General features: G+C 72.2%; 8 protein-coding genes. 5 read left to right on the top strand and 3 right to left on the bottom strand.

Annotated elements, in window-relative coordinates:
- Positions 1–136: 136 nt before the first annotated feature.
- Positions 137–1,489 (bottom strand): serine hydrolase domain-containing protein, encoded by a 1,353-nt coding sequence (locus JK361_RS05430; protein WP_201814503.1) that lies wholly within the window; start codon positions 1,487–1,489, stop codon positions 137–139.
- A 101-nt stretch (positions 1,490–1,590) separates the two neighbouring features.
- A complete protein-coding gene (locus JK361_RS05425; protein ID WP_201814502.1) occupies positions 1,591–2,799 on the bottom strand; it encodes a cytochrome P450 in 1,209 nt (402 codons plus the stop codon).
- Between the two features lie 1,160 nt (positions 2,800–3,959).
- Here JK361_RS05425 and JK361_RS05420 point away from each other — a divergent pair.
- Positions 3,960–4,127, top strand: coding sequence for a hypothetical protein (locus tag JK361_RS05420; RefSeq protein ID WP_201814501.1), 168 nt, complete (start codon positions 3,960–3,962; stop codon positions 4,125–4,127).
- 354 nt (positions 4,128–4,481) lie between these two features.
- On the opposite strand, the gene JK361_RS05415 is transcribed toward JK361_RS05420, so the two are convergent.
- Positions 4,482–5,951 (bottom strand): S1 family peptidase, encoded by a 1,470-nt coding sequence (locus tag JK361_RS05415; protein ID WP_201814986.1) that lies wholly within the window; start codon positions 5,949–5,951, stop codon positions 4,482–4,484.
- Positions 5,952–6,155: 204 nt separating this feature from the next.
- Here JK361_RS05415 and JK361_RS05410 point away from each other — a divergent pair, with 204 nt between their 5' ends.
- The 4 genes from JK361_RS05410 (at position 6,156) to JK361_RS05395 (ending at position 10,418) form a co-directional block, all read left to right on the top strand.
- On the top strand, positions 6,156–6,569 hold the full coding sequence (locus tag JK361_RS05410; protein ID WP_201814500.1) for a PaaI family thioesterase: 414 nt from the start codon (positions 6,156–6,158) through the stop codon (positions 6,567–6,569).
- 455 nt (positions 6,570–7,024) lie between these two features.
- The gene (locus JK361_RS05405) at positions 7,025–7,243 is read left to right on the top strand and encodes a type A2 lantipeptide (protein WP_201814499.1); all 219 of its coding nucleotides are present in this window, start codon (positions 7,025–7,027) and stop codon (positions 7,241–7,243) included.
- Positions 7,244–7,380: 137 nt separating this feature from the next.
- On the top strand, positions 7,381–8,187 hold the full coding sequence (locus JK361_RS05400) for a biotin/lipoyl-containing protein (RefSeq protein WP_201814498.1): 807 nt from the start codon (positions 7,381–7,383) through the stop codon (positions 8,185–8,187).
- A gap of 8 nt (positions 8,188–8,195) precedes the next feature.
- Entirely contained in the window at positions 8,196–10,418 is a 2,223-nt protein-coding gene (locus JK361_RS05395; protein ID WP_201814985.1) for an NHLP family bacteriocin export ABC transporter peptidase/permease/ATPase subunit, read from the top strand.
- Position 10,419: the final 1 nt, after the last annotated feature.

The raw sequence follows: 10,419 nt of genomic DNA, 5'->3' as shown, positions 1-10,419 counted from the left end.
CGGCGCCCGCCCGAACCGGCCGAGACCGATGGCACCCGCCCCGAACAGGCCGGGACCGGGCGGCGTACACGCCGGCGGCGTTCACCCGAGCCGGGGCCGCGCCGGGTTCGGAGCCGGAACCGGCGCGGGCCGCGGTTCAGCCGTCGTCGGTGCGGCGCGCCGTGCGCCCGGATATCTGCATCCGGTCGATCCGGCCGGTGGCCGGATCCCGGTGGAAGCGCCCCCCGGGTTCCGGGCGCCCGGTGGCCGGATCGAGCAGGTCGCAGGAGAGGTCGGCGTAGCAGACCAGTGGGAGGGGCAGGTCACCGTCGACGGATAGGGCCGGCGCGCCGTCCGGTCCGGGCGCGACGCGGTACGTCGTGGTGCCGTTCCGATAGGTTCCCGCGCAGTCGGGCAGGGCGACGGGGCGGCCCCGGTCCGTGGCGCACGCGCCGACGGGGACGCGTATGCCGGTGAGCCGGGCCAGTTCCTCGGCCAGGTCGCGCCAGAGGGCGGTGGCGCCTCCGGCGTTGCCCGTGAAGGCGACCACCACGCCGCTCTCCGGGTCCGTCCGCAGGTGGCAGGAGGTGCCCTGGGCGTTGCCGTCGTGCCCGCTCCACACGCGGTCGTCCCGCTGGTAGAGGGCGAGCCCGGATCCCCAGCCGTCGGCCAGCGCTCCCGGCCGGGCGGCGGTCTCGGGGCGGCGCATCTCCTTCGCGACGGCGGGTGGCAGCAGGTCCGAGCGGCCGATCAGCGCGTTGCCGAACGCGGCCAGGTCCAGGGCGCTCGCGAGCAGCGCGCCTGCCGGTGCCTCCAGCGGCGCCAGGTTCTGCCGGGCCGGACGGGCCTGTCCGGTCGCGGTGTTGACGGCGTGCCCGGCGGCGACGGGCCGGACGGGCGAGGCGTCGCCGATGAACGCGGCCGGAATCCCGAGGGGTTCGAGGAGCAGCGCCCGGACGGCCTCGGCCCACGGCATGCCGGTGACCGTCTCCACCAGCCGCCCGGCGGCGACGTAACCGGCGTTGGAGTAGGAGAAGTCGGTGCCCGGCGCGAACAGCAGGTCCCGGGGGGTGCAGACGGCCGTGAGATAGCGGGCGGCGGTGGTCGCGGCGGCGGTGTCCGAGTCGGGCCCGGTGGGCAACCCGCCGGTGTGGCTCAGCAGTTGACGTATCGTCACCTCGGGTGTTCCGCGCAGCTCCGGGAGGTGCCCGGCGGCGGATTCGTCCGGGTCGAGGTCGCCGTCGTCGGCCAGGAGCATGACGAGGGCGGCGGTGTAGGGCTTCGTGAGCGATCCCAGGGGGACCGCGGTCTTTGCGGTGAAGGGGCTGCCGGTCGCGGCGTCGGCCGTACCGGTGTGCACGGCGACGACTTCCGTACCGGTGTCCAGCGCCAGTTGGGCGCCGGGCACCCGGTGGGTGAGGGCGAGGGCGTCGAGACGGTCCTGGAGCTCCCGGCGTAACAGGGACGACGTCGGGGCGGCGGCCGGAGCGGCGGGGATGGTGTACGGCATGAGAAGGGGACTCCCGTTGGGTGGGTCTCATGTGCGGGTGTACCGGTCCGGTCCTGGACGAGCGGTGTGGGGGCCGGCCGGGGGCGCTGAGCGCGCTCGGGCTACGGTCTGCGGACCTCGACGGGCAGATGCCGTACGCCGATGATGACGGCCGGGTTCTGGTAGGCGACGTCCTCGTAGGACGGGATCGCCAGTATGCGGAATCGTTCATGCAACTTCCGCAGCGCGATCCGTGCCTCCAGCCGGGCGAGCGGCGCGCCGAAGCAGAAGTGGATGCCGTGCCCGAAGGTCAGATGGGGATTCGGAGTCCGGGCGATGTCGAGGACATCCGGTGCGGCGAAGCGGGCGGGATCGCGGTTGGCGACGCCCAGATGAGCCATCAGCAGGGTGTCCGCCGGGAGGTCGTGACCGCCGAGGGTCACGGGCCGGGTCACGCGGCGGCCCAGTTCCGGGAAGGGCGGGAGCCAGCGCAGCACCTCTTCGACCGCGGCCGGTATGCGTGCGGGATCGGAGCGCAGCGCGGCGTCCGTGCCGGGGTGCCGGTCGAAGGTGACGGCCGCGTTGCCCAGCAGCGCCGTCGTGGTGATGTGCCCGGCGACCAGCAGCAGGGCCACGAAGCCGACCATTTCCTGGTCGGCGAGTCGGACGCCGTCCACTTCGGCGGCGATGAGTCTGCTCGTGAGGTCGTCACCGGGGTCGGCGCGGCGGGCACGGATGTGCTCCAGCATGTAGCCGTTCATCTCGCGCACCGTGGGGGCGATGGCTTCCAGCGCCCGTTCCAGGTCGGCCATGTCGGGCGCCTCGCCGAGCTGGTCGCCGCCGAAGAGGACGCTCGCCCACTCCTGGAAGAGCCGGTGCTCCTCGGCGGGTATGCCCAGCAGTTCGGCTATGACGATGATCGGCAGCGGATAGGCCAGCGCGTCGACCAGGTCGAACCGGTCGCGGTCGGCGACGGCGTCCAGCAGCCGGTCGCAGACTGCCTCGATGCGGGGGCCGAGCCCCTGCACGACCCGCGGGGTGAACGCCTGGCTCACCAGCGTGCGCAGCTTGCGGTGTTCCGGCGGGTCCATGCCGACGAAGTTGCCCTGGGTGAAGGTCTCGAAGTCGGACTGGGTGGGGGCGAGGGCGGAGAGGTCCGAGGAGTACGTCGCCGGGTCGGCGAGCACGGTGGCGACGGTCTCGTGGTCCAGCACCTGCCAGACTTCCTGTTTCTCGTCGTACCGCACCGGCCCGGCGTCGCGTAAGCCACGCCAGCGGTCGGGTAACTCGTCCAGGAGGGGCCGCGAGCCCGTCGATTGTCTGCTGATCACGTTGTCTCCTTGCTAGCGCGTGCGGGCACGGAGGAGTCACACACGGGGGACGTCATGGGGCGGGGCCGGCCGGACCGTGGGCGGGTCCGGGCACGGCTGTGCCACCACCGAGAACATGCGGACGGGAAAGCGCGTGACCCGGGTGGCCTTCCTCTTACGCGGCTGGGCGGTCAGCCGCCGTCGGTCTGCTGCCGGGACGGGCCGGAGGCCCTCAACACATGCGATGCGGAACGTGGCGTCCGCGCGGCCGGCCACGGCCCCGCAGCGAGCCTCGTCGTGTGGCGCGCCAACCCGACATAACCCATCCCCTCGGCGATTCCTCCCGCGCAACGATCACGCGGGACCCTCCCGGCTCGGCCACGGGCAGCGGGGCCCACAGCCCCCGCCCGTTCGAAACGCGGTGTGAGAATACGCAGTCGCATGCCGTGCCGCCCCACGATTGGCATGATGCGTACCTCGGGACACCTTCGTTTCGATGGAACTCGGCCACAGTCTTCACGGCGAGTCACACGCAAGCAACCCCCTGAAGTTGAACGGAGAGTATTCCCCCTGTGCTTTTGCGTCACCATCCGGCCACTTCCTCAAGCCCCTCGCGCGCACGACGACGCGGCCGGATCGTCGCACCCGCGTGTGCCCCCGCGCCTCAACCGCAAACCGGGCGCGCGGGAAAAAGTTGCCGCCGGGAGGTCGACCGGAATCACCTCGGCCCCGGGCTGCACGGGTCCTGCGTTTCGCCACCCTGTTCGACGGGCGGGCCGGACCTCCACTGATGCGGGGTGACGTTCCGGCCGGTGGCCGCCGCGCGGCCGCCGCCCGGAACCGCGACGCGACACGCCGGGGCCGGCTGCGGGTCCGCCGACGACACACACGGCCACCCTGTACACCGCGGCCGCGACACGCGGCGGCTCCGGGGTCCGAGAATCGACGGCTCACTTTCCTACGCATGGAATCAGCCATCCTGGCGCGACGGGGGCGCACATGAGGCACCCGCGCACCACGCGTGCTTCGCCCGCACGGCCGAGGCGCCCCGGCTCACTCGACCGGCCCCGGCCAGGGCATGTCGCCGGCCCGACGGGGTATGAGGAGCCATCCGCCGTACGGGGACATGCGGGCGGCCGGCGCACGGCGCGCCGCAGACCGGTCCGGGCCCGTCCCGGCTGGTGACGACCATCGAGGACGCGCCGGCCGGTCTCGGCGAGTTGCTCACGGACGTCGGTGACCAGCTGCCCGAGAGGCCGGCGGACGAGGTGGTCCGCGGCAGCGCGGCGGCACGGCAGCGGGTGGACGACGTGGCGGTGCTGCCGCTGCGGGCCCGCGACGACGGCTGACCACATGACAGTGGTCCGGCCCTCCCGTCGGAGGGCCGGACCACTCCCCGCCGGCCGGACCGAGGGGGGAGGCCGGCGGGGAGCACAAGGTGCCGGTCCGCTCGGTGCCGGCACCAGGGGCGGGCTCGGTGGCCGCCGTCCGATAACCGCTCAGCGACGGCCGTGCGGGACGGCTCGGTGAGCCCCCGTCAGCGGCTGCCGTCTAAGAACGGCCCGGTGAGTACCCGTGAGCGGCTGCCGTCTAAGAACGGCCCGGTGAGTACCCGTGAGCGGCTGCCGTGCGGGACGGCTCGGTGAGCCCCCGTCAGCGGCTGCCGTCGGAGGACGGCCCGGCGAGTACCCGTGAGGATCGGCTCAGTGGTTCCCGGTGAGGGACGAGGATCCGTCGTGCGCCGTACCGCTGCCGGACTGGTCGCCCGCGGAGCCGGCCGAGCCGGACGGGTCGGCGCCGCCGCCGATCTGGTCGCCACCGGCACCGGCCTGGTCACCGGCACCCGCCTGGTCACCGGCACCGGCCTCGCCGCCCGCACCGGCCTGGTCACCGGCACCAGCCCCGGCCTCGCCGCCCGCCTGATCGCCGGCACCGGCCTGGTCACCGGCACCGGCCTGATCGCCCGCACCGGCCTGGTCACCGGCGCCGTTGCCGTTGCCTGCCTCGCCGGCTCCGTTGCCGCCATTGCCGCCGTTGCCGAGGGTCGCGCCGGTGGCCTGGAGGGCGGTGGTGACGGGCTGGAAGAAGGTCTCGCCGCCGCTCTTGCAGTCGCCGCTGCCGCCGGAGGTGAGGCCGAGGGCGCTGCCGTCCTGGGTGAACAGGGAGCCTCCGCTGTCGCCCGGTTCGGCGCAGACGTTCGTCTGGATGAGGCCGGTGACGGTGTCCACGCCGCCCGGGTCGGTCTCGCTCTGGAAGTTGACGGTGGCGTCCAGGCCGGTGACCTGGCCGTCGTGCAGCCCGGTGGTGGAGCCCATCCGGAACACGGTGGTGCCGACGGTGGCGTCCGCGGCCTGGTTGATCTGCACGGTCTGGCCGTTGCCGGTGTTGACCTCGCTGGGCGCCTGAGTGCCCGCGTCGTTGTACTTGACGAGGGAGAAGTCGCCCGCGCCCGGGAAGGTGGCCTGGTCGACGGTGGCGATGGGCTGCCCGGTCTCGGAGTCGGACCAGTCCTTGGCGGCGACCCCGCAGTGACCGGCCGTCAGGAAGGCGGGGCTGCCGTCGGATGCGGTCACGTTGAACCCGAGGGAGCAGCGGACGTTGCCGCCCTGCACCTGGGAGAAGATGGCGTCGCCGCCCGAGACGAACGTCTTGAACGTGCCGGAGGACTTCTTCAGCGTGGCCGTGCCGGAGCCGAGGCTCTGCACGGTGGACTGGAGCCGGTCCCACTTGGCGCCGGTGACGGTCGAGTCGGCGGTGACGAGCACCTTGTCCGTGCGCGGGTCGACGGCCCAGGAGGTGCCGGGGATGGTCGCCTTGGTCTTCAGCGTCCTGGCGGCGGCCTTGAGTTCGGCGGTGCTGTTCTCGACCTGGCGGACGACCGCGCCCGCCTTCTTCGCCTGGACGACGAGGTTGTCGTCGCCGTTGACCACGTTGACGACGAGCTGCTGCTTGCCGCTGTCGTAGTAGGAGCCGGCGAAGGCGTCGCCCAGCATCTTCTCCAGCTGGGCGGCGAGGCCCGAGGCGTCCGCGGCCTTCATGGTCCTGGCGCCCGCCGTGCCGCCCGCGGTCGCGTTGTCCTGGTCCTGGGAGGCGTTGGCGTTGGGCAGCAGCAGGGCCGCCGCCCCGAGCGCCGCGACACCGCCCACCGCTATCGCCGCCTTGCGCTTGGGCATTCGCTTGTGACTCAAACTTCTCGACCTCCTGGGGACGGGGGGTCTGCCGCTCATGGGCAGTTCGTGTTCGGGGGGTTGGTATCGGGGCGCCTGGATGGCCGTGAGTACGCACCGGCCGCGCGGCGTGTTCAATTCCGCTTCCCGGGGGCGGCGAATCGGCCATGCGCCGCGTGTCGTGGTGGGCGGCCGGGAACAATCCCCCATATGACGATGACCTCCGCCGAAGCCGACAAGATCCTCTCCGCCAACTTCGCCCCCTGGGTGCTCGATCTGGGGCTCACCGTGGAGACGGTGGGCGAGGACCGGGCCGTGCTGCGTCTGCCCTGGTCGGACCGGCTGGCCCGGGAGGGCGGCGGGCTGTCGGGCCAGGCGCTGATGGCGGCGGCCGACACGGCGACGGTGATCGCGGTCTCGGCCGCCCGGGGCGGGTTCGTGCCGATGACGACGGTCCAGCAGTCGACCTCGTTCCAGCGGGCGGTGACCGGTTCGGATGTCCTGATCGAAGCGGTCCTGACGAAACTGGGCCGGAGGATGGCGTTCGCGGATGTCACGTTGAGCGATGCCGCCTCGGGGGCGCTCGCCGCCCGGGCGAGCACGGTCTACGCGATTCTGGGCTGACACGCTCGGCTACCGATCAGTAACGGTCAGTTCCCAACCCTAAGCGGAATCCCACCTTCAGGGAATCTGCACATCCCATGCCCAGTGACGTCACCGGCGTCCGGGGATCTGCACATCCGCGCGCCCCCTGACAGGTCATTGGCGAGGAGTGCCGGATTCGCGTTGCCGTGGACAAGGCACCCGACGCGACGATGCCGTGCGGCATGTGAAGGAGTAGCCGACATGCCGTGCGCGCTCCTGCACGGATGTACCCCTTCGTGAGCCAAGTGCCCAGGTGAGAGGCCTGATTGATTGGAAGCGCGCCCCTCGTGCGTGCTTTGATCCATCGCACCGCAGGGGTTCGGCGGGCCTTCCGGAGACGAAAGGCCCGGCGCCCTCGGTCGCGGCCGTCCGTCTGTCCCCAGAGGGGGCCGCTCTCCCCCTTGTGAAATATCCATATGAAGGGAAGTTCCACCATGAACTCCACCCCCCAGGTCGAGACCGTCGAGATCTCGGACGCCGAGCTGGACAACGTTTCCGGCGGCCTGTCCGTGAACACCCTCAACAGCACCCTGGGCACCGTGAACCAGGTTGCCCCGGGCGTGTCCGGTCTGGTGAACACGGTCGTCGGCACCGTCGAGGGTGTCACCGGCCTGCACACCGCCCCGATCAACGGCCTGGTCGCCGGTCTCTGATCGCACCTCGGTGTAACCGAGAGTCCCGGAGCCGTCCCTCGGTTCCGGGACTCTCGGATGTCCGAAACACACAGGTGTCCCCGCACCACATGTGCCGCTGAAACACATGCGTCTCTCCCACAGGTGAGGGAAGTTCCGTGCAGTTCCGCCAACAGGCCCTCGCCAAGCTCCAGTCACCGGAGGAGCTGGACCTTCCGGTGCGGCTCGCCCGTCCCCAGGGCTGGCTCGCGCTGGGCGTCACCGTCGTCGTCATGGCCGCCGCCTCCGTGTGGGCGGTGACCGGCTCGGTCGCCTCCACGGTCGGCGCGCCGGCCATCCTCACCCACGGGCAGGGCAGTTACCTGCTCCAGAGCCCGGTGTCCGGGCAGGTGACGGCCGTTCTGGCCAAGCAGGGCCAACGGCTGTCCGCGAACGCCCCGGTGCTTCAGGTCCGTACGGACAAGGGGGACTCCGTGGTGCGGACCGTCGCCGCCGGGCGGGTGACCACCCTCGCCGCCGACATCGGGCAGATCGTCCGGACCGGCACCACGATCGCCGCGGTCGAGAAGGTCGCCCATGCCTCCGACCCGCTGTACGCGACCGTGTACGTGCCCGCCGAGAACGCCGCCGCCATCCCGGCCCACGCCTCGGTCGACCTGACCGTGTCCTCCGTGCCGACGGAGCAGTACGGCGTCCTGCGCGGCGAGGTGAAGGCGGTGGACCGCACCGCGCAGTCCGCGCAGTCGATCGCCGCGTTCCTCGGCGACAGCCAGCTCGGCGAGCAGTTCACCCGTAAGGGCCGTCCGGTGGCCGTCCTGGTGGAACTCGAGGAGTCGTCGGCCACGAAGAGCGGTTACCGGTGGTCGACCGCCGGCGGGCCGCCGTTCCGGCTCGACTCCATGACCCTCGCCACCGGCTCCGTCCGCCTCGCCGACCAGCACCCCGTCGATTGGCTGCTCCCGTGACCCCTCCCGTGGGAAATGCCCAGGAAACCCGTGGCCGCAGACGGGCGGCTCCCGCGAAGCGGCCCGTCCCCAAGTCCCGTACCGGCACGGTCCGTACGCCCACCGTGCTCCAGATGGAGGCCGTCGAGTGCGGCGCCGCCTCCCTCGCGATGGTCCTCGGCCACTACGGCCGGCACGTCCCGCTGGAGGAGCTGCGCATCGCCTGCGGTGTCTCCCGCGACGGCTCACGCGCCTCCAACCTGCTGAAGGCCGCCCGAAGTTACGGACTGACGGCCAAGGGCATGCAGATGGACCTGGCCGCCCTCGCCGAGGTGCGGGCGCCGGCGATCCTGTTCTGGGAGTTCAACCACTACGTCGTCTACGACGGTATGGGCCGCCGCTTCGGCCGGCGCGGTGTGTACGTCAACGACCCCGCCAAGGGCCGCCGTTTCGTGCCCACGGAGGAGTTCGACGGCAGCTTCACCGGTGTCGTGCTGGTGCTGGAGCCCGGCGAGGGCTTCACCCGCGGCGGGCGCCGGCCGGGCGTGCTCGGCGCCATGCCGGCCCGGCTGCGCGGCACCGCCGGCACGCTCCCCGCGGCGGTCCTGGCCAGCCTGCTGCTGGTCGCGGTCGGCGCGGCCGTGCCCGCGCTCAGCCGCACCTACATCGACATGTTCCTCATCGGCGGGCGCACCTCACTGCTGGACGTGCTGTTCACCTCCATGGCCGCCTGTGTGCTGCTCACCCTGGTGCTGACCTGGCTCCAGCAGGCCAACCTGCTGCACGGGCGGATCATCTCCTCCACCCTCTCCAGCGCCCGCTTCCTGCGCCATCTGCTGCGGCTGCCGGTGACGTTCTTCTCCCAGCGCTCCCCCGCCGACCTGGTGCAGCGCCTCCAGTCCAACGACCAGGTCGCCGAGACCCTGGCCCGCGACCTCGCGGCGGCCGGCGTGGACGCGATCGTGGTCGTCCTGTACGCGCTCCTGCTCTACACCTACGATCCGCAGCTGACGTTCGTCGGCATCGCCGTGGCCCTGCTGAACGTGGTGGCCATGCGGCTCGTCGTACGGCTGCGCGCGACCCGGACGGCGAAGCTGCGCGCGGACACCGCCCGCCTCACCAACACCTCCTACACCGGCCTCCAGCTGATCGAGACGATGAAGGCGACCGGCGGCGAGGACGGCTACTTCCGCAAGTGGGCCGGCCAGCACTCCACGACGCTGGAGGAGCAGCAGCGGCTCGGCGTGCCGAGCGCCTGGCTCGGCGTGGTGGCCCCGACGCTCGCCACCTTCAACAGCGCGCTCATCCTGTGGATCGGCGGCCTGCGCGCGGTCGAGGGGCACATCTCGGTCGGTCTGCTGGTCGCGTTCCAGGCGCTGGTCACCCGCTTCACCGCGCCGCTGACCCGGCTCAACGGCGTGGCGGGCCGCATCCAGGACTTCGCGGCCGACGTGGCCCGGCTGAAGGACGTGGAGAACTTCCGGGCCGACCCGCTCTACGCCCGCCCCGGCGGCGGCGACTCGACCCGCCGGCTGCACGGGCACGTCGAGCTGGAGAACATCACCTTCGGCTACAGCCCGCTCGACCAGCCGCTGCTCAGCGGGTTCGACCTGACCGTCGGCCCCGGCCGGCAGGTGGCGCTGGTCGGCGGCTCGGGCAGCGGCAAGTCCACGGTCTCCCGGCTCATCTCCGGCCTGTACACACCGTGGGACGGGGTGATCCGCATCGACGGCCGCCGGCTGGAGGACATCCCGCGCGGCACGCTCGCCGCCTCGGTCTCCTTCGTCGACCAGGACGTCTTCCTGTTCGAGGGGTCGGTCCGCGACAACGTGGCCCTGTGGGACCCGTCGATCCCCGACGAGGCCGTGGTGGAGGCGCTGCGGGACGCGGCCCTGTACGACGTGGTGATGCGCCGGCCCGGCGGCATCCACAGCGCGGTCGAGCAGGACGGCCGGAACTTCTCCGGCGGGCAGCGCCAGCGCCTGGAGATCGCCCGGGCGTTGGTGCGCCGGCCGAGCATCCTCGTGCTGGACGAGGTGACCAGCGCACTGGACGCGGAGACCGAGCTGGTCGTGATGGACAACCTGCGACGGCGCGGCTGCGCCTGTGTGGTGATCGCGCACCGGCTGAGCACGGTCCGCGACAGCGACGAGATCGTCGTCCTCGAACACGGCACGGTCGTGGAGCGCGGGCGGCACGAGGAGCTGGTGGCGCACGGCGGCGCGTACGCGGCGCTGGTCAGGGAGCGGTGAG

Origin of the sequence: Streptomyces musisoli, from assembly GCF_016741855.1 — a bacterium.
GTDB lineage: Bacteria > Actinomycetota > Actinomycetes > Streptomycetales > Streptomycetaceae > Streptomyces > Streptomyces musisoli.
This window is presented reverse-complemented; position numbering and strand designations above follow the sequence as displayed.

Excerpts from the sequence above, each read along its gene's own strand:
- JK361_RS05415 (WP_201814986.1), bottom strand. The coding sequence starts at position 5,951 with ATGCCCAAGCGCAAGGCGGCGATAGCGGTGGGCGGTGTCGCGGCGCTC.
- JK361_RS05410 (WP_201814500.1), top strand. The coding sequence starts at position 6,156 with ATGACGATGACCTCCGCCGAAGCCGACAAGATCCTCTCCGCCAACTTC.
- JK361_RS05405 (WP_201814499.1), top strand. The coding sequence starts at position 7,025 with ATGAACTCCACCCCCCAGGTCGAGACCGTCGAGATCTCGGACGCCGAG.
- JK361_RS05430 (WP_201814503.1), bottom strand. The coding sequence starts at position 1,489 with ATGCCGTACACCATCCCCGCCGCTCCGGCCGCCGCCCCGACGTCGTCC.